This is a genomic window from Nonomuraea rhodomycinica (genome assembly GCF_013363995.1).
GTDB classification, from domain to species: Bacteria; Actinomycetota; Actinomycetes; order Streptosporangiales; family Streptosporangiaceae; genus Nonomuraea; species Nonomuraea rhodomycinica.
The window spans coordinates 398655-422018 of record NZ_JABWGO010000006.1; the positions used below are offsets into that span (position 1 = coordinate 398655).

A 23364-nucleotide genomic window follows, 5' to 3' on the forward strand; every position below is an offset into this window, starting at 1 on the left:
CCAACTATTCCGATTGAATTGGTAGGAAAGGAGTCTAGCGGGTGTGCCGCGGGTGTCGCTAGATGAGCCGGGCGAAGTGGTTCTGCGGCTTCCTGATGACCATGGTGATCTCGTCGTGCGTCGCGGGGCAACGGCCGCGGGTCAGCCGGTCGGCCAGCGTCATGGCGGTGCGCCCCAGCGGGGCCGGCGCCGGCGCGCTCGCCGCGGTGTCGTCGTCGGTGATCATCAGGCCGCGGCTCAGACAGAAGGCGTGGATGCCGTCGCGCGAGATCAGCGGCTCATACACGGCCGGCAGGTCGTTCCCCGTCAGCCGGCGGCGCAGCCACCGCGGGGCCAGCCGCTCGCACAGCCCGTACGCCGAGCGCCGGTCGCGCATGCGCAGCAGGACCAGCCCGCCCGGCCGCAGCGCCTGGAGCAGCCGGTCGAGCACCAGCTCGGCGTGGTGGACGCGCTCCAGCAGGAACGACACCTGCACGACGTCGAACGACCGCGGCCGGAGCGGCGCCGAGCGCAGGTCGCCCAGCAGGCACCTGGGCAGATCGGCCCGCGCCGCGGTCGCGGCCCTGGTTGCCGGCAGATCCTCGTCGACGCCGGTCAGGCGCGTGTCGATCCGGTCGAGGACCCGCGGCTCGTCGTGCAGGCAGCCGGCGACCAGCACGTCGAGGCGGCGGCCGAGCTGCTCGGCCCACTGCTCGCGAAGGCGCTGGGCGAAGAGGTCGCGCGGCGCGGCGACCGGTCGCAAGTCAGACGTGCTACTCACAGTCGTCATCATATGACGTTCCGTGCACGGGCTCGGCGGCGCGCCCCGCGCGGCGATGGGCTAGCCTGCCCCCACATGGGGGAATCCGTGTACGTGGGGAACGCCGGAGCCGACGGCGCGGCCGACGCCGGCTGGCTGCTCGGGCACTTCAAGCCGTACGGCGACCCTCGCCACAGCGAGGACGTCGAGATCAAGTGGGGCGTCCACCCGGCCGGTGAGGAGCGGGCCGCCTGGGTGACCGGCGAGCGCCGCACGGCGCTGCTCGTCCTGATCAGGGGCCGGTTCCGGGTCGAGCTGCCCGGCCGCAGCGTCCTGCTGGAGCGGCGCGGCGACTACGTGGTGTGGGGGCCGGGGGTGGACCACTCGTGGCTGGCCGAGGAGGAGTCGGTGGTCCTGACCGTGCGCTGGCCGTCCGTGCCCGGGTACGCGGTCACCGAGGCCGAGGAGCCCCTTGCGCGTCCCGGTGCGCGGTCACCGGGCGACGACGCCGCCAAGTACCCTTGATGGCTGAGACCCCCGCGACCAGACCCGGCCGGGGGTAGTCGTGTTGCCGTCGTGGGGCTGTGGGCGTATCTGATGAGTCTTACCGGGCTGCTTGACCTTGTTGCCGCCGACCCTGGGCTGGCCGCCGCTCTCGAAGAGGGCGGCGACGTCGCGCTGGTCGCTCCCGCCGCGCTGCGCCCGTTCGCCGTGGCCGCGCTGTCCGGCCACGACCAGCGCACCGTGCTCGCGATCACCGCGACCGGCCGCGAGGCCGAGGACCTCGCCGCCGCGCTGACCAGCCTCATCGACCCCTCGGCCGTCGCCGTCTTCCCCGGCTGGGAGACCTTGCCGCACGAGCGGCTCTCGCCCCGCAGCGACACCGTGGGCCAGCGGCTCGCGGTGCTCAGACGGCTGGCGCACCCGGTCAAGGACGACCCGGCGGCCGGGCCGCTCAGCGTGGTCGTGGCGCCCGTCCGCGCCCTGCTCCAGCCGATCATGAAGGGGCTCGGCGACCTGGAGCCCATCCGGCTGCGGGCGGGCGACGACGCCGACCTCGAGGACGTCGTGGCGCGGCTGGTCGACAACGGCTACCACCGCGTCGACATGGTGGAGCGGCGCGGCGAGGTCGCGGTGCGCGGCGGCCTGCTCGACGTCTTCCCGCCGACCGAGGAGCACCCGCTGCGCCTGGAGTTCTGGGGCGACACGGTCGAGGAGGTCCGCTGGTTCAAGGTGGCCGACCAGCGCTCGCTGGAGGCGGCCGAGGGCGGGCTCTTCGCGCCGCCCTGCCGCGAGCTGCTGCTGACCGGCGAGGTGCGGGCGCGGGCCAGGGAGCTGGCCGGGCAGTACCCCGCGCTGGCCGAGGTGCTCGACCAGCTCGCCGAGGGCGTGCCGGTCGAGGGCATGGAGGCGTTCGCGCCGGTCCTGGCGGGCGAGATGGACCTGCTGATCGACCACCTGCCCGCGCGCTCCGCGGTGTTCGTGTGCGACCCCGAGCGCATCAGGGGACGTGCCGAGGAGCTCGTGCACACCTCGCAGGAGTTCCTGGAGGCGTCCTGGATCAACGCGGCGGCCGGCGGGGAGGCGCCGATCGACCTCGGCGCGGCGGCGTTCCGCACGCTGGAGGAGATCCGCCTGCACGCCGACGTGCTGGGGCAGCCGTGGTGGTCGCTGGCGCCGTTCGGCGAGGGCGTCGAGCTCGACGCGCACGACTCCGAGGCGTACCGGGGCGACACCGCGCGGGCGCTGGCCGACGTGAAGGGCTGGCTCGCCGAGGGCAAGGCGGTCGTGCTCATCAGCGAGGGCCACGGCCCGGCCGAGCGCCTGGTGGAGATGCTCAAGGGCGTGGACGTGCCGGCCCGGCTGCACACCCACCTCGACCGGCCGCCGGAGCCCAAGGTCGTGCACGTCACCACCGGGCTCGTCGAGCACGGCTTCGTCACGCCCGGCCTGGCCGTGCTCACCCACCTCGACCTGGTGGGCCAGAAGGCGTCCACCAAGGACATGCGGCGCCTGCCGTCCCGGCGGCGCAACATGGTCGACCCGCTCCAGCTCAAGGTCGGCGACCACGTCGTGCACGAGCAGCACGGCGTCGGCCGCTACGTCGAGATGGTGCAGCGCACCGTCCAGGGCGCCACCCGCGAGTACCTCGTCATCGAGTACGCCAAGGGCGACCGCCTGTACGTGCCCACGGACCAGCTCGACGAGGTCACCCGCTACGTCGGCGGCGAGGCGCCCACCCTCAACCGGATGGGCGGCGCCGACTGGGCCAAGGCCAAGTCCCGGGCCAAGAAGGCCGTCAAGGAGATCGCCGGCGAGCTGATCCGCCTCTACTCCGCGCGCATGGCCTCGCCCGGCCACGCCTTCGGCGCCGACACGCCGTGGCAGCGCGAGATGGAGGACGCCTTCCCCTACGCCGAGACGGGCGACCAGCTCGAAGCCATCGACGAGGTCAAGCGCGACATGGAGCGCGGCGTCCCGATGGACCGGCTGATCTGCGGCGACGTCGGCTACGGCAAGACCGAGATCGCCGTGCGCGCCGCGTTCAAGGCGGTGCAGGACGGCAAGCAGGTGGCGGTGCTCGTGCCGACCACGCTGCTGGTGCAGCAGCACCTGTCGACGTTCACCGAGCGGTTCTCGGGCTTCCCGATCAGCATCAAGCCGGTCTCCCGCTTCCAGACCGACGCCGAGGTCAAGGGCACCCTCGAAGGGCTCCGCGCGGGGTCCGTGGACGTCGTCATCGGCACCCACCGGCTGCTCAGCCCCGAGGTGCGCTTCAAGGACCTCGGCCTGCTCATCATCGACGAGGAGCAGCGCTTCGGCGTCGAGCACAAGGAGGCCATGAAGCACCTGCGCACCCAGGTCGACGTGCTGGCGATGTCCGCCACGCCGATCCCGCGCACGCTGGAGATGGGCCTGACCGGCATCCGCGAGATGTCGACCATCCTCACGCCGCCGGAGGAGCGGCACCCGATCCTCACCTTCGTCGGGCCGTACGACGAGAAGCAGATCACCGCGGCGATCCGGCGCGAGCTGATGCGCGACGGCCAGATCTTCTTCGTGCACAACCGCGTGGCCTCCATCAACAAGGTGGCCGCGCGGCTGCGCGAGCTGGTGCCCGAGGCGCGCGTCGCCGTGGCCCACGGGCAGATGAACGAGCACCAGCTGGAGAAGATCATGGTGGGCTTCTGGGAGCGGGAGTACGACCTGCTCGTCTCCACCACGATCGTGGAGTCGGGGCTCGACGTGCCCAACGCCAACACCCTGATCGTCGATCGGGCCGACAACTACGGCCTGTCGCAGCTCCACCAGATCCGCGGCCGGGTCGGCCGGGGCCGGGAGCGCGGCTACGCGTACTTCCTGTACCCGCCGGAGAAGCCGCTCACCGAGACCGCCCACGAGCGCCTGGCGACCATCGCGCAGCACACCGAGATGGGCGCCGGCATGTACGTCGCGATGAAGGACCTGGAGATCCGCGGCGCGGGCAACGTGCTGGGCGCCGAGCAGTCCGGCTTCATCGCGGGCGTCGGCTTCGACCTGTACGTCCGTCTGATGGCCGAGGCGGTCGAGGAGCAGAAGGCGAAGCTGTCCGGCGTCGAGGCCCGGGAGGAGATCCACGACGTCAAGGTCGAGCTGCCGATCAACGCGCACATCCCGCACGACTACGTCACCTCCGAGCGGCTGAGGCTGGAGGCGTACAAGCGGATCGCCGCGATCGCCACGGAGATCCACATCCACGAGGTGCGCGAGGAGCTCACGGACCGCTACGGCCGGCCGCCCGTCGAGGTGGACAACCTGCTGGAGGTCGCCCGCTTCCGGCTCAAGGCCCGCCAGGCCGGGCTCACCGACGTCACGCTGCAGGGCCAGAACATCAAGTTCGGCCCGGTCAGCCTGCGCGAGTCGCAGCAGGTGCGGCTCGACCGGCTCTACAAGAAGGCCGTCTACAAGCACGCGGCCGAGACGCTGCTCGTGCCCATGCCCAAGACCAAGCCGCTCGGCGGGCAGCCGCTGCGTGACCTGGACCTGCTCAAGTGGTGTGGTGATCTCGTCGAGGCGCTGTTCCTGGAGCCCATGCGGGTAAGCTAGCGCCGGGTTTTTGTCGGAAAGGGACGTAAGTGAAGTCGATTCGAATGGCTGTGGCCGCCGCCGCGGCAGGGGCGAGCCTCGTCGCGCTGACCGCCTGCTCCGCGCCCGTGGAGGCCGGCGCCGCGGCCGTCGTCGGGAACGAGCGCATCTCGGCGGGCGACCTCAAGCGCAACGTCAAGGAGTACGACGCCGCGCTGACCAGGACCGGGCTCACCACCCAGGCGCTCGGCATCCCGGGCTCCACCACCGAGGTGGTCCTCTACCAGCTCGCCAACATCGAGCAGGCCGAGCAGCTCATCGAGAAGGCCAAGGTCAACGTCACCGACGCCGAGGTGGACCAGGCCATCAGCGGCGCCACCGCGCAGGGCGGCAGCTTCGAGCAGTACATGGTCTCCCAGGGCATGGCCCCCAGCAACGGCCGCCGCTTCATGCGCGTCTCGGTGGGGCTGCAGAAGCTGATGGCCCAGTACGGCGGCGGCACCGACCAGGCGGCGCAGCAGCGCGGCAGCGAGCGGATCCAGAAGGAGGCCGGCGCCATCAAGATCACTTACAGCCCGCGCTACGGGGTGGTCAACACGCAGCGCTCGCAGCAGAGCCCCGGCCTGTTCGCCGACGCCGGCCGCTTCGGCAAGGCCGCGACGCAGGGCGCCGCGCAGCAGCAGGGCTAGCCCGTGCCGCTGATCGTCGTCACCAGCTCGCCCCGGGTCGCCCCGGGGCTGCTCAGCCACCAGGCGTGGCAGGCGCTGCGCTCCGGCCGCGTGCTGGCCGGCTCCGCGTCCCACCCCCAGCTCCCGTACCTCGCCGAGGCCGGGATCGAGGTGACGCTCGTCGAGCCCGACGCCGCGCGGCTGGCCCGCGAGGCCGTCGCCGGCACCGTGGTGTGGCTGGCCGAGGACGACGAGGACTTCATGCGGGCGGTCGGGCACGCCGCGATCGCCCTGGACGAGCCGCCGGTGATCGAGGTCGTGCCCGGCTCGTACGACCTGCCGGGCGCCCGGGTGCTCGACCTCGTCGCGGTGATGGACCGGCTGCGGACCGAGTGCCCCTGGGACCGCAAGCAGACCCACGAGTCGCTGGTGCCGTACCTGCTCGAAGAGGCGTACGAGGTGCTGGAGACCATCGAGCAGGGGGACGACGCGGCGCTGCGCGAGGAGCTGGGCGACCTGCTGCTCCAGGTGGTGTTCCACGCGCGGGTGGCCGAGGGCTTCGACGTGGACGACGTGGCCGCCGGCATCGTCGAGAAGCTGGTGCGGCGGCATCCGCACGTCTTCGGCGCGGTGCGGGCCGACAGCGCCGACGAGGTCAACGACAACTGGGAGGCCATCAAGGCCGCCGAGCGGGCCGCCAGGAACGAGGAGCCGTCCGTGCTGGACGGGGTGCCGCTGGGCCAGCCGGCGCTGTCGCTCGCGGCCCAGCTCCTGCGGCGCGCCGGGCGCGGGGGCGCCCCCGACGCGCTGGCCGCGGGGATCGGCCAGGGCCTCGGGCATGAGCTGTTCGACCTGGTACGCCGGGCGCAGGCGGCGGGGGTGGACCCCGAGGCGGAGCTGCGCGCGGCGGCCCGCGCCTACCGCGACCGGGTGCTCGCCTGGGAGGCCGGCCCCTCCTCGCCGTCCTGACACGCCCCGCCGCCCGCCCGGATCGGCTGATCCGGTGGCGCCGGGCGGCGGTGGAATGTCAGGATCGCGGGGTTACGGGGGTGATCAAGGGTGCCTCAGCCACGCGGCCTGCACGCCGGGGAGCCACGCGAGATCGGCGGCTACCGCGTCCTGGGCGGCCTCGGCGACGGCGGTCAGGGGACCGTCTACCTGGGGGAGGACGCCGACGGCCGGCAGGTCGCGGTCAAGGTGCTGCACGCGCGGCTCATGGGCCACGACCGGGCCACGCGGCGCTTCCTCCAGGAATGCGTCATCGCGGGCAGGGTCGCCGCGTTCTGCACCGCCAGGGTCATCGACTCGGGGCTGCTGGACGGGCGGCCGTACATCGTGAGCGAGTACGTGCCCGGGCCGTCGCTGCGCGAGCTGGTGGAGGACGAGGGGCCGCGGACGGGCGGGGCGCTGGACCGGCTGGCCGTCGGCACCGTGGCCGCCCTGGGCGCCGTCCACCGGGCCGGGATCGTCCACCGCGACTTCAAGCCGGCCAACGTCCTGTGCGGGCCGGACGGGCCCCGTGTGATCGACTTCGGCATCGCCAAGGTCATGGAGGCGACCACCTCGGCGAGCACGGTGGTGGGCACGCCCGGGTACATGTCGCCCGAGCAGATCGCGGGCGAACCGGCCACGCCGGCCTCGGACATGTTCGGCTGGGCCGCCACGATCGCGTACGCCGCCACGGGGCGGTCGCTGTTCGCGGGGGAGTCCATCCCCGCGGTGATGCACCGGGTCCTCACCGAGGAGCCCGACCTGTCGGGGATCGACGAGCCGCTGCGCCCGCTGCTGGCGGCCTGCCTGGACAAACGGCCCGCCGCCCGGCCCTCGGCCGCCGACGTGCTGTCGGCGCTGATGGAGGGCGGGCTCGCGCGGTCGGGGGCGACGGACGACCTCCTCGCGGACGGCCCGTTGGGGGACGACCCGTTGAGAGACGACCTGTCGGGGGACCTGCTGGGGGATGGCCTGTCGAGGGACGGCCTGATCCGGGACGACCCGCTGCGGGACGACCCGCTGCGGGACGGCTCGTCGGGGGATGGCGTGCCCGGAGAGGGGCGGCGGGTGGAGGCCGGGCGCGGGCGGGCGGCCTCCTCCGGGACGAGCACGCCCGAGAGGGCCGGGCGGCGCTCCTGGATGACGGGCCCTGACGAGGCACTCGGGTTGGTGGACGGGTGGTCTTCTCAGGCGTCGTGGTTGGTGGACGGGCGGTCTGCCGAGGTGCCTGGGGAGGGAGGCGGGCGCTCCTCCAGGGCACGCGGAGGGGCGGACGCGCGTTCGGAGGCGCCGCGGGGAGGGGCCGGGCGCTTCGACGTGCGCGGGAGGCGGGACCGGTGGGACCCGACGGGCCGCCGGGGCGCGGAGCGGGGCGGGATCTCGGTGACCGGGCGGGGGCGGGCGCTGGCCGCGGGCGGGCTGGCCGTGCTCGTGCTCGGGGGCGTGGCCCTGGGCCTGAACTGGGGCGGCGCGGACTCGCCGAAGCGTCCGGCCGCGTCGGGGAGCGGACGGTCAGGCGGCACGGGGGGCACGGGCGTCGCCGAGGCGTACGGCCCGAAGGAAGGCATCCCCCTGAGCGGTCAGGTGGCCGCCGCGCTCGCGGTCGGGCGGATCGGCGACCGGACCGTCGTGGCCGTCGCTCCCGAGGCGGGCTCCGTCGAGCTTTGGGACGTCGCCACGGGCAGGAAGGTGGCCACCACCGCGCCGGAGGACGGCGGAGGCGTCACCTCGCTGGCGTTCGCCGAGGTGGGCGGGGCGCCCGCGGTGGTGTGGGCGAGCGTGGACGGCCGCGTCTCCCGCTGGAGCCCGTCACTCGCCGCCGCGACCGCCGGCACGGTCATGACGCCCGCCGCATCCACGGGTGAGGACAGCGCGCCCGCCAAGTCCGCCGCGTACACCCTCACCACGGAGACGCGCCGTGCCGCCACAAGCGACGCCGGACGGACGGCGGACGGGGCGGTGCGGGCGTTCGAGGCGTGCGCGAGCGAACGACCCCCCGTCGCGACGGCCGTGATGGCCGTGGTGAGCCGCGAGGAGGGCCCGGCGGCGGCGGTCGGCTGCGCCGACGGCAGGGTGCAGGCGTGGGACCTGCTCAGCGGGCGCAAGTCCGGCCGGTTCTTCGCCGGCGCCGCCGGGGTGACCGGGGTGGCCTGGCCGGGCAGCGGGTCGCGGGTGGCGTTCGGCACCGGGGCGACGGCGTTCACGATCGTCGACCTGTGGAACCGCCCGGAGCCGGTCAGTGTCCCGGTGGGCGGCCCGGTCTCCCGCATCGTGAGCCACGGCGCGCTCGTCGCGGTGAGCGTCAAGGGAGAGGGGGGCGCCGCGGTGTACGACGCGCGGACCGGGCGGCAGGTGTGCCGGGTCCCGGCGGAGGACGCGCCGAGCCCGGCCGCCCTGGCGCTCACGGAGGCCGACGGCCGCCCCCTCCTCGCCGCGGCGCCGGACGGCGGCGGGCTGCGCGTGTGGGACGCGCGCACGTGCGAACAACTCGCCACCCTGCTGCCGCCAGGAGACGAGCCTGGAGGCGGCACGTCCGCGGGAGCCGGGGGAGGCGCGGTCACGGCCCTGGCGGCGGGCCCGGTGGACGGGCGTCCGGGCCTGGTCGCGGCCGTCGGGGGCGCCGTGCGCGCGTGGACCCTGCGGGGCGACAGGTAGGGGTACCGATAGGCTCTGAAGGCATATTGCCTTTCGACTTAGGAGCGCATCCCGTGGCTACCATCGAGGTCGTTTACGCCCGCGAGATCCTCGACTCCCGGGGCAACCCCACGGTGGAGGTCGAGGTCGTCCTCGACGACGGCAGCAGCGGCCGCGCGGCCGTGCCGAGCGGCGCCTCCACCGGTCAGTTCGAGGCCGTGGAGCTGCGCGACGGCGACGAGCGCTACGGCGGCAAGGGCGTGGAGAAGGCCGTGCTCGCCGTCACCGACGAGATCTTCGACGAGATCCACGGCGTCGAGGCCGAGGACCAGCGCATCATCGACCAGATCATGATCGACCTGGACGCGACGCCCAACAAGTCCAAGCTGGGCGCCAACGCCATCCTCGGCGTCTCGCTGGCCGTGGCCAAGGCCGCCGCCGACAGCGCCGAGCTGCCGCTGTTCCGCTACCTCGGCGGCCCGAACGCGCACGTCCTGCCCGTGCCGATGATGAACATCCTGAACGGCGGCGCCCACGCCGACACCAACGTGGACATCCAGGAGTTCATGATCGCGCCGATCGGCGCCGGGACGTTCCGCGAGGCGGTGCGCATGGGCACCGAGGTCTACCACGCGCTCAAGAGCGTGCTGAAGGAGAAGGGCTACGCCACGGGCCTCGGCGACGAGGGCGGCTTCGCCCCCAACCTGCCGTCCAACCGCGACGCGCTCGACCTCATCCTGGTCGCCATCGAGAAGGCCGGCTACACCCCGGGCGAGGACGTCGCGCTGGCCCTCGACGTGGCGGCCTCCGAGTTCCACAAGGACGGCGTCTACACGATCGACGGCAAGGGCATGTCGGCCGAGGAGCTGATCGCCTTCTACACCGAGCTGGTCGACAACTACCCGCTCGTCTCCATCGAGGACCCGCTCGACGAGGAGGACTGGGAGGGCTGGAAGGCCATCACCGACGCCCTCGGCGACAAGGTCCAGCTCGTCGGCGACGACCTGTTCGTGACCAACCCCGAGCGGCTGGAGCGCGGCATCGGCAGCGGCACCGCCAACGCCCTGCTGGTCAAGGTCAACCAGATCGGCACCCTGTCCGAGACGCTCGACGCCGTCGACCTGGCCCACCGCAACGGCTACCGCTGCATGATGAGCCACCGCTCGGGCGAGACCGAGGACACGACGATCGCCGACCTCGCGGTCGCGGTCAACTGCGGCCAGATCAAGACCGGCGCCCCGGCCCGCTCCGACCGCGTGGCCAAGTACAACCAGCTCCTGCGCATCGAGGAACTGCTCGACGACGCCGCCCGTTACGCGGGTCGCGCGGCCTTCCCGCGTTTCCGCCGCTAGTTTCGGGTACGGTCCCCGCGGCCGCCGATCGACCGCGGGCCCGTGCCCGGGCCCGCCACGCGGGCTCGATGTGAGGGGGAGCATGGCCAGGAGACCGCAGCTGACCGGCCGGGCCGCCATTCTCGCGGTCGTGGTGTGCGCGATCGCGATGAGCCTCGCCTACCCTGTGCGCGAGTACATCGCCCAGCGCCGCGCCATCGCGGCGCTGCAGGCGGAGAAGGCGCGGGTCGAGGCGGACCGGCGGACGCTGGAGGCGCGGGTGCAGCAGATCCGCGACCCCAACTGGATCAAGCGCACGGCCAAGGAGCGGCTGCACTACTGCGGCGCCGGCGAGAAGTGCTACGTGGTGATGGACGCCGACGAGGGCAGGACGCCCGCGACGGTCAAGCAGCCCGCCGCGCCGCCGCCGTGGTACCAGACGCTCTGGCGGTCGGTCGAGGCCGCCGACTCGGGCAAGGGCCACCAGGTGGGCACAGGGGCGAACCGCGAGGCGGGGATGGGGGAGAAGGAGAGCGTTGGAAAGCCCTGAGAACGAGGCCGGCGAGGGCCGGGTCGCCGAGCGGGACGTGGAGGCGGTGCGCCGGCAGCTCGGCCGGCCGCCGCGGGGGCTGCGCGCGGTGGCGCACCGCTGCCCGTGCGGCAACCCCGACGTGGTCGAGACCGCGCCGCGCCTGCCGGACGGCTCGCCGTTCCCGACCCTGTACTACCTGACCTGCCCGCGGGCGGCCTCGGCGATCGGCACGCTGGAGGGCTCGGGCCTGATGCGGGAGATGCAGGCCAGGCTGGGCGACGACCCGGAGCTGGCCGCCGCCTACCAGGCCGCGCACGACGACTACGTCGCCAGGCGCGACAAGGCGGCCGAGGACGAGGGCATGGAACCGCTTCCTCGTGGCATGCAGAGCACGGGGGGCATGCCGCTGCGGGTCAAGTGCCTGCACGCGCTCGTCGCGCACGAGCTGGCGGTCCCCGGGAGCAACCCGTTCGGCAGGGAGGCGCTCGATGCCCTCCCCGACTGGTGGAGTGACGGACCATGCGTGTAGCCGCCATCGACTGCGGCACCAACTCCGTACGCCTGCTCATCGCGGACGTCTCCGACGACACGCTCCACGAGGTGGAGCGGCGGATGGAGATCGTGCGCCTGGGGCAGGGCGTCGACCGGACCGGCCGGCTGGCCGCCGACGCGCTGGAGCGCACGTTCGGCGCGATGCGCGGGTACCGCAAGCTGATCGACCAGCACGGTGCCGTGCGCACGAGGGTCGTGGCGACGAGCGCGACGCGTGACGCGGCCAACCGCGACGAGTTCGCGGCCGGAGTGCGTGAGATCTTCGGTGTGGACCCGGAGGTGGTGACCGGCTCGGAGGAGGCGGAGCTGTCGTTCACGGGCGCGACCAGGGGGCTGGTGCGCCTGTCGCCCGAGACCGAGCATCCCCAGGGGCCGATGCCGCCGTACCTCGTGGTGGACATCGGCGGCGGCTCGACCGAGTTCGTGCTCGGCTCGGCGCACGCCGAGGCCGCCCTGTCGGTCGACATCGGCTGCGTGCGGCTGACGGAGCGGCACCTGCGCGAGGCCGGCGACCCGCCGTCCGAGGCCGCGCTGGAGGCCGTGCTGGCCGACATCGACGACGCGCTGGACAAGGTGACCGAGGCGGTGCCGGTGGAGCGGGCGCACACGCTCGTGGGTCTGGCGGGCTCGGTCACGACGGTCGCGGGCATCGCCCTGGACCTTCCGGAGTACGACCCGGCCCGCATCCACCACGCGCGGATCGACGCCGAGCAGGTCCACGAGGTGACGCGGCGGCTGCTGGCGATGACCCATGGTGAGCGGGCGGCGATTGCAGTCATGCATCCCGGCCGGGTGGACGTCATCGGCGTGGGGGCGCTCATCCTGGATCGGATCGTGCGGCGTTTCGCGTTTTCGCAGGTCGTGGTCAGTGAACACGACATCTTGGATGGAATTGCCTGGTCCCTGATCTGAAAACCCGGTAAATCCGGACATTTCATCTTCGCGTTCGTGTTGAGCGTGCAATCAGTTTTGTGCTTAGGTAAAGGGGCAAAACGGGGGCTTTGCCATATTGCTGTGCACAGGTGGTGCCGGCGTGGCGACCGTTCCCGAGCGCATCTTTTCCCTCACGGAATGGAGCACTCTCACATGAAGTCCTCTCCCTTAGCACGTAAGGCTGCGGCGTTCGGCGCCTCCGCCACCGTGCTGGCGGGCATGGTCGCGGCGCTGGTCGCCAGCCCGGCCCAGGCCGCCACCCCGGCCGCCGCTCCGGCGCCAGCCGCCGGCAAGGCGGCCCTGGCCGCCGCCGCGACCGCCTCGAAGGCGCCCAAGGTCTCGATCTCCACGCCGAAGGCCTCCACGGGCGACTACGAGGGGTCCTGCCCCGTCAACGTGACCGTGTCCTCCAAGATCAAGGTCGCCGTCGACGGCAAGACCACGCTGGCCTACCGCTGGCTGCACGGGGACGGGTCCAAGGGCAAGATCAAGACGGTCAAGCTCAAGGGCCACGGGGCCAAGTACGTCAAGGTCTCCGAGAAGCTGAAGTTCGAGGAGAACGTCAAGGGCTGGGAGGCCGTCCAGGTCCTCGGCCCGCGCAAGGCGATCTCCAAGAAGGGCTACTTCTCGGTCAGCTGCCAGAAGCCGATCGTCATCGAGGAGGAGCAGGGCCCCGAGGTCGAGGCGCGCGTCTGGGCGAGCCCGAGCCGCTACGTCGGCACCTGCGCCACCTCCAGTGACAAGGTCGACTTCACCGGTGTCATCCGGGTCAGCGACCCCGCCTGGGTGCGGTACCGCTGGGTGCTGAACGGCCGGGTCGTCGACTACGGCCGGACCAAGGTCTACGACAGCAAGCGGGTCGGCTTCGGCATCTCCCCGCGCGAGAGCCAGCGCGGCTACGCGCAGCTGGAGATCCTCGGTCCGGACCGCACCTCCTCCAACCGGGCCTACTACAAGGTCCTGTGCGAGGACGAGGCCCCGGCCACCCGGGTCTCGGCCACCGACCTGGTGACCGCGACCAACAACAACAACTGCAAGGTCGGCGCCCACGCCACGGTGAGCTCCACCGGCCGCGCGCGCGTCGAGTACACGTGGCTGGTCGACGGCAAGGCCGTGGACAGCGGTTACGAGTACTTCTCCGCCGCCGGTTCGCGGACCGTCACGCTCGCGGAGCGGGGTGACGCCTCCAAGGGCGGCAAGATCACGCTGATGGTGTCCGGCGCGGGCAGCCACGACTCGATCACGCAGTCGTACGCCGCCTGCCAGGCTCCGAAGCCCACCGTGTCGGTGTCGGCGGTCTCCCAGACCGGCCAGCGCAACGACATGTGCGCCGACAAGCGCGGCCCCGGCGTGGACTTCAAGGCCACCCTCACCAGCACGGGTCCCACCACCGTCAAGTACTACTGGCTGGTCAACGGCCAGAAGGACGGCGGCGACCTCACCCGTGAGGTGAACGGCAGCCTCGACGTGACCTGGGGCATCGGCGGCACGCACAGTGCCACCGAGACCAAGGGCAACATCGAGCTCGTCGTCGTGAGCCCGAACTCGGCCACCTCCGGCAACGCCGCCTTCTCGGCGGTCTGCCCGAAGCCGGTCGCCGGCTGAACCGCTCGGCACACCGGTTGACCTGAACCGGATGGCGTCCCGTGACGCCATCCGGTTTTCTCTTGTTGGCAGTACTGCGCAAACCACAGTAGTGTGCGATGCGTGGATAGCACCCAGCTCCTCAAGGGCGTCCTCGACCTGGCCGTCCTCGCGGTCCTGGCGGAGCGCGACGGCTACGGCTACGACGTCGTACGCCGGCTGCGCGAGGCGGGGCTGGAGGAAGTGGGCGACGCCTCCGTCTACGGCACGCTCCGCAGGCTCTTCAAGGCGGGCGCGCTCAACTCCTACGTGGTGGCCTCCGACGAGGGGCCGCACCGCAAGTACTACGGGCTGAACGACACCGGCAGGCGCATGTACGCCTCCTACGCCGGGATCTGGGCCTCGTTCGCCGCCACCATGGCTTCCCTGGTCAAGGAGGGACACGCATGACAAGCATCGCAGCGTACGCGCAGGCCGTACGGGATGCCCTGGCCGGCCACCCGGACCGGGAGGAGCTGCTGGAGGACCTGGACGACCACCTGACGGAGATCGCGGCCGAGTCGGACGTGCCGCTGGAGGAGCGACTGGGCCCGCCGGCCGCCTACGCGGAGGAGCTCGCGGCCGCCTACGGGGGCCGGCCGGCGGGCCGCCAGAGACGCCGCCTGGACCTCCGCAGGCGGCTGGGCGACCTCCACGCCACGCTGCTCCGGCAGGCGCCCTACCGCGCTCTGGTGGGCTTCCTGCCCGACTTACGGCCGGGCTGGTGGCTGCTGCGCGGCTACGTCGTCGCCCTGCTGGTGCTCAACCTCGCGGGCGGCGGCCATGACCACATCGCTCCCGTGAACCCCGGCGAGTGGGTGGTGGTCGTCGCGATCGTCTGCGCGTCGGTGTGGTTCGGCAGGCGGGCCCGCGACCGGGCGGCGCGCCTGCTGGCCGTCGCCGTCAACGTGGTGGCCGGGCTGGGGCTGTTCGGCGGCTTCGTGACCGCCGGGCATCTCGCCGGCTACCAGGAGGAACTGCAGAGCATCCGGGCGGACCCCCGCGTCATCATGGAGACCGCCTCGGGGGTGGACGGCGAGGTCTACAACATCAAGCCGTACGCCAAGGACGGCACTCCGCTGACCGACGTCTACCTCTACGACCAGGACGGCAACCCGGTCGTCACCCACCCCGAGAACTACGGCTACAGCGTCGACCGGTCCTGCGGCGAGGTCATCCTCAACCGTTACCCGCTGCCGCTGGTCGCCGACGAGGGCACCACCGGGGAGTCCGGCGTCACCCGCGCTGCCCCGTGCCCCTCGGTCTCGCCGGCCTCGCCGATGCCGAGCGTGCCGCCGACGCGGCCGGAGACGACGGCCGACGTCACGGCCACGCCGACCCCCGCCGAGGAGAACCCCGCCGACGAGACCCCCACCGACGACCCCACCGGCAAGCCCGCCGCCACGCCCACGCCGAAGCGGTCCCACTGATCGGGCACCATCGGAGGCATGAGCTTCGTACCTCCCGGCACCGGATGGCCCGGCGACCCGGCGACCGCTGACACACCGGTCGCCCAGGACCCCGCGGACGTGCGCCGCCTCGCCGCCACCAGCAGCACCCTCGCGGAGCTCACGGCCCGGCAGTCCGTCTGCCGCGCCTGTCCCCGCCTGGTGGAGTGGCGCGAAGAGGTCGCCCGGGTGAGGCGGCGCGCGTTCGCGGACGAGACGTACTGGGGGCGGCCGGTCCCGGGATGGGGTGACGAGCACCCGCGGATCCTCGTCACCGGGCTCGCCCCCGCCGCCCACGGGGGCAACCGGACCGGCCGCATCTTCACCGGAGACCGCAGCGGCGACTGGCTGTTCGCCTCGCTGCACCGGTGCGGCCTGGCCGCCCAGGAGACGAGCACGCACGCGGGCGACGGACAGCGGCTGATCGGCACGCGGGTGGTGGCCTCGGTGCGGTGCGCGCCGCCCGCCAACAAGCCGACCCCCGAGGAGAAGGCCGCCTGCTTCCCGTGGCTGACGCGGGAGATCCGGCTGACCGCGCCGTCGGTGCGGGTGATCGTGGCGCTCGGCGGCTACGCCTGGCAGGCCGGGTGGCCCGCGCTGAAGGAGGCCGGGTACACCCTGCCGCGGGTCAGGCCGCCGTTCGGGCACGGGGCGGAGGTCGAGATCGCGTACGACGGCACGCCGGTGACGCTGCTCGGCTGCTACCACCCCAGCCAGCAGAACACGTTCACCGGCCGCGTGACCGCCCGGATGCTCGACGACGTCTTCCTGCGGGCCCGCGAGCTGTCGATGTGACGCGTTGCATTGGTCACGGATTGGAGTTTTCGGGGCACCCTGACATAAGCTTGTGAATGCTTTCACAAGCTCTTCGAGGGATGGGCCTCACGATGAACAAGCACATCTTGATCGTCGGCGGTGGTTACGTCGGCCTGTACACCGCTCTGCGCCTCCAGCGCAAGCTCGGCCACGAACTGCGCAACGGCGAGGCCAGCATCACGATCATCGACCCCCAGTCCTACATGACCTACCAGCCGTTCCTGCCGGAGGCCGCGGCGGGCAACCTGTCGCCCCGGCACATGGTCGCGCCCCTGCGCCGGGTGCTGCCCAAGGTGCGGATCCTCAACGGCACGGTGACGGAGGTGGACCACGCCGCCCGCGTGGTGACCTTCCAGCCCGCCGAGGGCGAGGCGCGCAAGGTCTCCTACGACGTCATCGTGATGGCCGCCGGCTCCATCTCGCGGACGCTGCCGATCCCCGGCCTCACCGACATCGGCATCGGCTTCAAGACCGTCGGCGAGGCCATCGCACTGCGCAACCGCGTCCTGCACCTGCTCGACGTGGCCGAGTCCACCGACGACCCCGAGGTGCGCCGCCGGGCGCTCACCTTCGTCGTGGTCGGCGCCGGCTTCGCGGGCGTCGAGGCGCTGGCCGAGCTGGAGGACATGGCCAAGGACTCCACCCGCTACTACCGCAACATCACCCCCGCCGACCTGCGCTGGGTGCTGGTCGAGGCCACCAACCGGGTGCTGCCCGAGGTCGGGCCCGAGATGGGCAGGTGGACGCTGGAGCAGCTGCGCGAGCGCGGCATCGAGGTCAAGCTCGACACGCGCCTGGAGTCGTGCGTCGACGGCCACGTCGTGCTCTCCGACGGCTCGGAGTTCGAGGCCGACACCCTCGTCTGGACCGCCGGCGTCAAGCCGAGCGTGGTCGTCAACGCCAGCGACCTGCCGCTCGACGAGCGCGGCCGGATCAAGACCACCGCCGCGCTGACCGTGGCCGGCACCCGCGACGCCTTCGCCGCCGGCGACGTCGCGGGAGTGCCCGACGTCACCAACCCCGGTCAGTACTGCGCCCCCAACGCCCAGCACGCGGTGCGGCAGGCGAAGGTGCTCGCGGACAACATCATCCGCTATCTCCGCGGGGAGCAACTGGTCGACTACCGCCACAAGTATGTGGGATCGGTCGCCGGTCTCGGCCTGCACCAGGGTGTGGCCAACGTCTACGGAGTGAAGCTTCGCGGATTCCCTGCGTGGTTCATGCACCGCACCTACCATCTGTCGCGGGTGCCGACGCTGAACCGCAAGGTCCGCGTCGTCGTCGACTGGACCCTGGCGTTGTTCTTCAAGCGGGAGACGATCTCGCTCGGCGAGGTCGAGCACCCGCGTGACGGATTCCGCGCCGCCGTCGCGACGATGCGTCACTGAGCACACGTACGGCAGCGCCCCGGCGTCCTCACGCCGGGGCGTTCCGGCGCCCGCGTCCTGCCGAACGAAAGGGGATGCGCGGGTGGCGCTCTCAGCGGTGACCGTGCTCGGGATCGACCGGCCCGGAGTCATCGCCGCGGTCACCGGCTCGCTGGCCGAGTGCGGTGCCAACATCACCGACTCGACGATGACGCTGCTCGGCGGCCACATCGCGATGATGTTCCTGGTCTCCGGCGACCTCGACGCCGAGGAGATCGCCAAACGGCTGCGGGCCCACGACCTCGTGGTCACCGCGGCCGCCGTCGAGGCCCGCCGCCACTTCGGCTGCGCCTCCAACGGCCACGGCTACGTGCTGACCCTCCACGGCCCCGACCGGCCGGGCATCATCTCCGCCGTCAGCACCGTGCTCGCCGCCGTCGGCGGCAACATCACCGGCATGAGCACCCGCCTGACCGGGCACCTGTACGTGCTCATCGCCGACGTCGAACTGCCCCGGGCGGTCGACACCGGCGCGCTCGAGCGTGATCTCGCGGTCATCGGATCCGGCCTCGACTCCGAGATCACCTTCCGTCCCGTCGAACCGGCCCGGCCGTGACAGGCGGGCCGGTCAACTCCGGCGGCACCGGCCTTCGATGCCCTCACCTGCACTGCTTGCGAGGAACGAGAGATCCCGTCACCATCGAAGCCGATGCCTCCTTGGCCGGGGGTATTCCGCACTTACGGGACCATGCGATGGGGCTGCCCTTCCTGGACACAGCGCCAGGAGCCCTATCCCTTCACAGCAGACTTCACAATTGTGACTCATGATGCGAAGTTGTGCTCAACGGAAGCATGGTCCGTTTCGTATGATTGCGGCGCCCCCGTAGCCCAATGGCAGAGGCAAACCCCTTAAAAGGGTTGACGTGCGGGTTCGAATCCCGCCGGGGGCACCTGCTTCTACCACGGGAAATGCCTTTTTCGTTCACGAACGGTATCCGGGAACTCACGGGAACTCACCGGAGCCCGCGTTCGTTGTCATCGCGTTGAAGTCTCGAAACCACATAGATCTGAGCGCGAGCCGGCCCGGCCGGAGACCCGTCCCCTAGGCTCGGCGCACAGGAGGGCAGCGATGGAGAGCAAGAACCCGGTTTTCAGCAGGACACGACAGCAGTCAGCCGGGTGGGGCGCGCCCACCCCGACCCCCGCGCAGTTGCAGGACATGTACGAGTCGCCCTCGTACGCGCCTCCGGCCCGGCCGGCCTTCCGCACGATGACGCTCGACGACGTCGTGGTCCGCGGGTTCATGACCCTCGGCACGCTCGTCGTGGGAGCGGCCGCCGCCTGGTACTTCAACGTGCCGACGGGCGTCGCCGTGGGCGCGGCCATCGTGGCCCTGGTCCTCGGCCTGGTCGCCTCCTTCAAGCAGAGCACCAACCCCGCCCTGATCCTGAGTTACGCGCTCTTCGAGGGCGTGTTCCTCGGGGCGATCAGCCGGGTGTTCGAGGGGTACTTCCCCGGCATCGTGATCTCGGCGGTCCTCGGCACGGCGCTGGCCTTCGGCGCCGTCCTGACGGTCTACGCGCTGCGCATCGTGCGCGTCACGTCGAAGCTGGTGAAGTACGTCGTCGCCGCGGGCGTCGCGGCCCTCGGCCTCATGCTGGTCAACTGGCTGATCGTCATCTTCAACGGCACCGGCCTCGGCCTGCGCACCGACAGCCCGATCGGCTGGGTCTTCAGCATCGCGATGATCCTGCTCGGCTGCTTCTTCCTCCTGCTCGACTTCGACGCCGTCGAGCAGGGCGTCCGCCAGGGCGCTCCGGAGAAGTTCGCCTGGCAGTGCGCGTTCGGCCTCACGCTGACCCTCGTCTGGATCTACCTCGAGGTGCTGCGCTTCATCAGCTACTTCACCAACAGCGACTGAGCCCCGGCTCAGCCGCGCACGGATCCTCGAAGGGGCCCCGCCGATCCGGCGGGGCCCCTTCGCTTAGCGCTCGATGATGAACCCCGCGTAACGAAGTGGTGGCGACTTGGGGGTTGCGATCACGGGTTGAGTGTTGCAGTGTCAAGCAAAGGACCTTATTCCGTGGAGGTGCCCATGTCCTTGAACCACTCACCGGAGACGCAGACGAAGCTGATCGCAAGGGTCCCATCGATAACGGGACGCGAACTCCCCGAGTGGTTCCAAGCCATCGACAACGGCCCATCGTTCCTCAGGTGTGACGAACGGGCCAACTGGCTCGCCCAGGAGCACGGGCTGACACACGGTTACGCCGCGGCCATCGTCCACGAGCACGAGCGCCACCGCCGTAACCGCATGGGCTTCATCTAGAGGCTCCCGCTGACGCGCCCGTGCCGCCGGCTCGGGCGCGTCATCATGGACAGATGGATCTGGACAAGGCACGCGACTTCCTGCGGCGCGCCCACCGCGCCGTTCTGCACACCCGGCACGCCGACGGACGTCCGCAGCTCTCACCGGTGCTGGTGGGAGTGGACGCCGAGGGGCGGATCGTGATCAGCACGCGGGAGACGGCGGTCAAGACACGGAATGCCCGCCGCGACCCGCAGGTCTCGATCTGCGCGTTCACCGACGGCTTCTTCGGCGAGTGGGTGCAGGTGGACGGCACGGCCCGCGTCGTCAGCCTGCCGGAGGCCATGGACCACCTGGTCTCCTACTACCGGGACGTCTCGGGCGAGCATCCCGACTGGGACGACTACCGCGCCGCCATGGAGCGCGAGCGGCGGGTCGTCCTGCTCGTCACGCCCACCCACGCCGGCCCGGACGTCCACGGCTGACCGGCCCGCGCCCGCCCGCCCGGCGCCTCCACGGCTGAGCGGCCCGCTGTCGGACGGTGGACGGCCCCGGCCGCCCCGGTGAGCACCGGGCGGCCGGGGGCCCGCCAGGGCCCGTCACGCGCTCAGGAGAGGCGCTCCAGGATCATCGCCATGCCCTGGCCGCCGCCCACGCACATCGTCTCCAGGCCGATCGTCTTGTCGTGGTGCTGGAGGCTGTTGATCAGCGTGGAGGTGATGCGGGCCCCGGTCATGCCGAACGGGTGGCCCACGGCGATGGCGCCGCCGTTGACGTTCAGCCGGTCGAGGTCGATCCCGAGGTCCCGGTACGACGGGATGACCTGGGCGGCGAACGCCTCGTTGATCTCCACGAGGTCCACGTCCTCGATCGCCATCCCGGCGCGGGCCAGCGCCTGCCGCGACGCCTCCACCGGCCCGAGCCCCATGATCTCCGGCGACAGGCCCGTCACGCCGGTCGAGACGATGCGGGCCAGCGGGGTGATGCCCAGCTCGGCCGCCTTCACGTCGCTCATGACGACCACCGCGGCGGCGCCGTCGTTGAGCGGGCAGCAGTTGCCGGCCGTGACCGTGCCGTCGGGGCGGAAGGCCGGCTTGAGCCCCGCCACGCCCTCGTAGGTGGTGCCGGGCCGCGGGCCGTCGTCCTTGCTCACCACGGTGCCGTCGGGCAGCGTCACCGGGGTGATGTCCTTCTGCCAGAAGCCGTCGGCCAGCGCCTTCTCGGCGAGGTTCTGGGAGCGGACGCCGAACTCGTCCTGCTCGCGGCGGGTGACGCCCTTGAGCTGGGCGAGGTTCTCGGCGGTCTGGCCCATGGCGATGTAGATGTCGGGCACCTGGCCGTCCTCGCGCGGGTCGTGCCAGGTGTGGCCGCCCTCGCCGAACGCCTTCGTCCGCGCGACGGCCTCACCGAAGACCGGGTTCTGGGTCTCGGGCAGCGAGTCGGAGTTGCCCTTGACGAACCGCGAGACCATCTCCACGCCGGCCGAGACGAACACGTCGCCCTCGCCCGCCTTGATCGCGTGGAAGGCCATGCGCGTGGTCTGGAGCGAGGACGAGCAGTAGCGGGTGACCGTGGTGCCGGGCACGTTGTCCAGCCCCAGCAGCACGGCGACCACGCGGGCCATGTTGAAGCCCTGCTCGCCGCCCGGCAGTCCGCAGCCCAGCATGATGTCGTCGATCGTCGTGGGGTCGAGCTGCGGCACCTTGGCCAGCGCCGCCTGGATCATCTGCACCGTGATGTCGTCGGGCCGCAGGTCCTTGAGTGACCCCTTGAAGGCACGCCCGATGGGCGAGCGGGCGGTGGCGACGATGACTGCCTCGGGCATGTGGCCCCTCCTTTGTCAGCACTCTAACCAGAACTATATTCCAGCGCTGCGGAGGGGCCAGGGACCCGTCGGTGATGAGATGTCCGCCTCTTCTTGCCGCTCTGCGAACTTCGGTCAGCCGTACATGCCGGGCGCCGGGGCGGTGTTGTCGTTGACGGCGCGCATGCCGCCCTTCTCGTCGCGCCACAGCCGCCAGCCGTTCTGGCTGCCGGTGAACCACGACGGCGGGGGCTGCTCCCCGGAGACCCGCTTGCCCGTCGCGAGGTCGTACTCGCACAGGGACGCCACCGAGTAGAACCCGGCCGGCTGCCCGCGCAGCGGCAGCGGCTTGGGGTCGGTCACGCAGAACGACCAGCCGCGCTCCTCCTCGACCGGCACCGGACGGCCGGCGGCCAGGTCGAAGACCGTGCCCTTCGCGCCGTGCTTGAGGAAGCCCAGCTTGTCCATGCGGTCGGGGAAGGCCAGCCACCACCCCGAGCCGGGCACCTCGGCGGCGGTGATCTGGCCGACCACCCGCCCCGTGCCGGCGTCGAGCCGGGCGAAGCCGCCGTAGCCGCCCCGCTGGTCGACCGGGCGCACCACCGGCGCGAAGCCGGGGCTGCCGCTCGGGTAGACGCGCACCACCGACGGCCGCATCCAGTTGACCGTGCCGTCGGCGATCTTCACCGAGAACAGGCCGAACGTGGACATCTTCTTCGTGCGCGGGTTGGTGTAGGGGGCGAGGTAGCCGACCAGGTCGGGGCCGGCCGCGCCGAACGCCCAGCCGCCCGACAGGTCGATGCCCGGGCCGAGCGCCTGCTCGATCGGCTGCTGCCACTGCGGCTTGCCGGTCTTCAGCTCGTACGACTCGATCGTCGGCTCGGCGGCGAGGCGCAGCATGAGCACCCGCTCGTCGTCGGACCACTCGACCTCGGCGATGCCCGGCAGCTTCCACTTGACCGTCCCCGTGGCCGGGTCGAGCACGACCACGCGCGCCGAGGCCAGGGCGGTGTTCTCGGCCAGGCACACGTACGGGCCGCAGCGCTGCGGGCCGAAGGTCGAGTGGATCGGCCGCGACCAGCGCTGCCGGCCGGTGCGGGCGTCGCGGGCGACGAGCGTGGCGGTCCAGCGGCCCTTGTGCGCGGGGTCGAGCGCCACCACCACGGCCTCGCGCCCGCCGCCCTGTCCGGGGAAGTCCACGAGGGCCGGGGCGGAGACGCCCATGCCCGGCAGCCGGCCCGCCATCGTGGCCGGCTGCGCCCACAGCCGCTTGCCGTCGGACAGGCCGGTGGCGACGGTCTCCAGCGTGCCGTCGGGCTTCATCGACGTGGCCGCGACCACCCCGCCGGCGGTGACCATCCGGCTGACGACGTTGACCTGGGCGTCGTGCCAGGCCGGGAAGGCCGCCGTGGCCGCGTCGCTGCCTGAGCAGCCGGCCAGGGTCGTGGTCGCGGCGAGGGCGCCGGCGAGAGCGAGGGCGGGTTGCTTGAGAGGCCGGAGCACGGTCCATCCACTCCAAAGGGGACGAGGGGTGACGGCCCAGGAGCGGAGGGT

21 protein-coding genes and 1 tRNA gene are annotated in these 23364 nt (G+C 72.0%); 19 read left to right on the forward strand and 3 right to left on the reverse strand.

Annotated features, from left to right (window positions below):
• Positions 1-58: 58 nt before the first annotated feature.
• Positions 59-760 (reverse strand): methyltransferase domain-containing protein, encoded by a 702-nt coding sequence (locus HT134_RS25670; RefSeq protein WP_312888423.1) that lies wholly within the window; start codon positions 758-760, stop codon positions 59-61.
• A 75-nt stretch (positions 761-835) separates the two neighbouring features.
• Between HT134_RS25670 and HT134_RS25675 the strand changes: the two genes are divergently transcribed.
• The 19 genes from HT134_RS25675 (at position 836) to HT134_RS25765 (ending at position 20491) form a co-directional block, all read left to right on the forward strand.
• On the forward strand, positions 836-1264 hold the full coding sequence (locus HT134_RS25675; protein WP_175602995.1) for a signal peptidase I: 429 nt from the start codon (positions 836-838) through the stop codon (positions 1262-1264).
• Positions 1265-1336: 72 nt separating this feature from the next.
• On the forward strand, positions 1337-4825 hold the full coding sequence (gene mfd / locus HT134_RS25680) for a transcription-repair coupling factor (RefSeq protein WP_175602996.1): 3489 nt from the start codon (positions 1337-1339) through the stop codon (positions 4823-4825).
• Between the two features lie 29 nt (positions 4826-4854).
• Positions 4855-5493 (forward strand): SurA N-terminal domain-containing protein, encoded by a 639-nt coding sequence (locus HT134_RS25685; RefSeq protein WP_175602997.1) that lies wholly within the window; start codon positions 4855-4857, stop codon positions 5491-5493.
• Positions 5494-5496: 3 nt separating this feature from the next.
• Positions 5497-6441: a nucleoside triphosphate pyrophosphohydrolase gene (locus tag HT134_RS25690; RefSeq protein WP_175602998.1), complete on the forward strand. Its 945-nt coding sequence runs from the start codon at positions 5497-5499 to the stop codon at positions 6439-6441.
• A gap of 90 nt (positions 6442-6531) precedes the next feature.
• A complete protein-coding gene (locus tag HT134_RS45960) occupies positions 6532-9117 on the forward strand; it encodes a WD40 repeat domain-containing serine/threonine protein kinase (protein WP_312888424.1) in 2586 nt (861 codons plus the stop codon).
• Positions 9118-9170: 53 nt separating this feature from the next.
• Complete coding sequence (eno, locus tag HT134_RS25700; protein ID WP_175602999.1) at positions 9171-10448, forward strand: phosphopyruvate hydratase; 1278 nt, start codon at positions 9171-9173, stop codon at positions 10446-10448.
• Between the two features lie 82 nt (positions 10449-10530).
• Positions 10531-10977, forward strand: coding sequence for an FtsB family cell division protein (locus HT134_RS25705; RefSeq protein ID WP_175603000.1), 447 nt, complete (start codon positions 10531-10533; stop codon positions 10975-10977).
• Entirely contained in the window at positions 10964-11488 is a 525-nt protein-coding gene (locus HT134_RS25710) for a DUF501 domain-containing protein (protein ID WP_175603001.1), read from the forward strand. Before HT134_RS25705 ends, HT134_RS25710 begins: the two co-directional genes overlap by 14 nt.
• Positions 11479-12423 carry a Ppx/GppA phosphatase family protein gene (locus HT134_RS25715; RefSeq protein ID WP_175603002.1) on the forward strand — a complete coding sequence of 315 codons (945 nt, stop codon included), beginning with the start codon at positions 11479-11481 and terminating at the stop codon, positions 12421-12423. The genes HT134_RS25710 and HT134_RS25715 overlap by 10 nt, the downstream gene beginning before the upstream one ends.
• Before the next feature lie 174 nt (positions 12424-12597).
• Positions 12598-14049 carry a hypothetical protein gene (locus HT134_RS25720; protein WP_175603003.1) on the forward strand — a complete coding sequence of 484 codons (1452 nt, stop codon included), beginning with the start codon at positions 12598-12600 and terminating at the stop codon, positions 14047-14049.
• Positions 14050-14151: 102 nt separating this feature from the next.
• Positions 14152-14478 carry a PadR family transcriptional regulator gene (locus HT134_RS25725; protein WP_175592808.1) on the forward strand — a complete coding sequence of 109 codons (327 nt, stop codon included), beginning with the start codon at positions 14152-14154 and terminating at the stop codon, positions 14476-14478.
• The gene (locus HT134_RS25730; RefSeq protein ID WP_175603004.1) at positions 14475-15497 is read left to right on the forward strand and encodes a hypothetical protein; all 1023 of its coding nucleotides are present in this window, start codon (positions 14475-14477) and stop codon (positions 15495-15497) included. Before HT134_RS25725 ends, HT134_RS25730 begins: the two co-directional genes overlap by 4 nt.
• 18 nt (positions 15498-15515) lie before the next feature.
• A complete protein-coding gene (locus HT134_RS25735; protein ID WP_175603005.1) occupies positions 15516-16310 on the forward strand; it encodes a uracil-DNA glycosylase in 795 nt (264 codons plus the stop codon).
• A 92-nt stretch (positions 16311-16402) separates the two neighbouring features.
• Positions 16403-17719 (forward strand): NAD(P)/FAD-dependent oxidoreductase, encoded by a 1317-nt coding sequence (locus HT134_RS25740; protein WP_175603006.1) that lies wholly within the window; start codon positions 16403-16405, stop codon positions 17717-17719.
• Positions 17720-17801: 82 nt separating this feature from the next.
• A complete protein-coding gene (locus HT134_RS47740) occupies positions 17802-18314 on the forward strand; it encodes a glycine cleavage system transcriptional repressor (protein WP_175603007.1) in 513 nt (170 codons plus the stop codon).
• Between the two features lie 261 nt (positions 18315-18575).
• A tRNA-Leu gene (locus tag HT134_RS25750) sits at positions 18576-18648 on the forward strand.
• A gap of 179 nt (positions 18649-18827) precedes the next feature.
• Positions 18828-19619, forward strand: coding sequence for a Bax inhibitor-1/YccA family protein (locus HT134_RS25755; protein ID WP_175603008.1), 792 nt, complete (start codon positions 18828-18830; stop codon positions 19617-19619).
• Positions 19620-19793: 174 nt separating this feature from the next.
• Positions 19794-20027: a DUF4287 domain-containing protein gene (locus HT134_RS25760; RefSeq protein WP_175592802.1), complete on the forward strand. Its 234-nt coding sequence runs from the start codon at positions 19794-19796 to the stop codon at positions 20025-20027.
• Between the two features lie 53 nt (positions 20028-20080).
• Complete coding sequence (locus HT134_RS25765; RefSeq protein WP_175603009.1) at positions 20081-20491, forward strand: PPOX class F420-dependent oxidoreductase; 411 nt, start codon at positions 20081-20083, stop codon at positions 20489-20491.
• 122 nt (positions 20492-20613) lie between these two features.
• Here HT134_RS25765 and HT134_RS25770 read toward each other — a convergent pair whose 3' ends face one another.
• A complete protein-coding gene (locus HT134_RS25770) occupies positions 20614-21831 on the reverse strand; it encodes an acetyl-CoA C-acetyltransferase (RefSeq protein WP_175603010.1) in 1218 nt (405 codons plus the stop codon).
• Positions 21832-21945: 114 nt separating this feature from the next.
• Entirely contained in the window at positions 21946-23313 is a 1368-nt protein-coding gene (locus HT134_RS25775; RefSeq protein WP_175603011.1) for an outer membrane protein assembly factor BamB family protein, read from the reverse strand.
• Positions 23314-23364 lie beyond the last annotated feature (51 nt).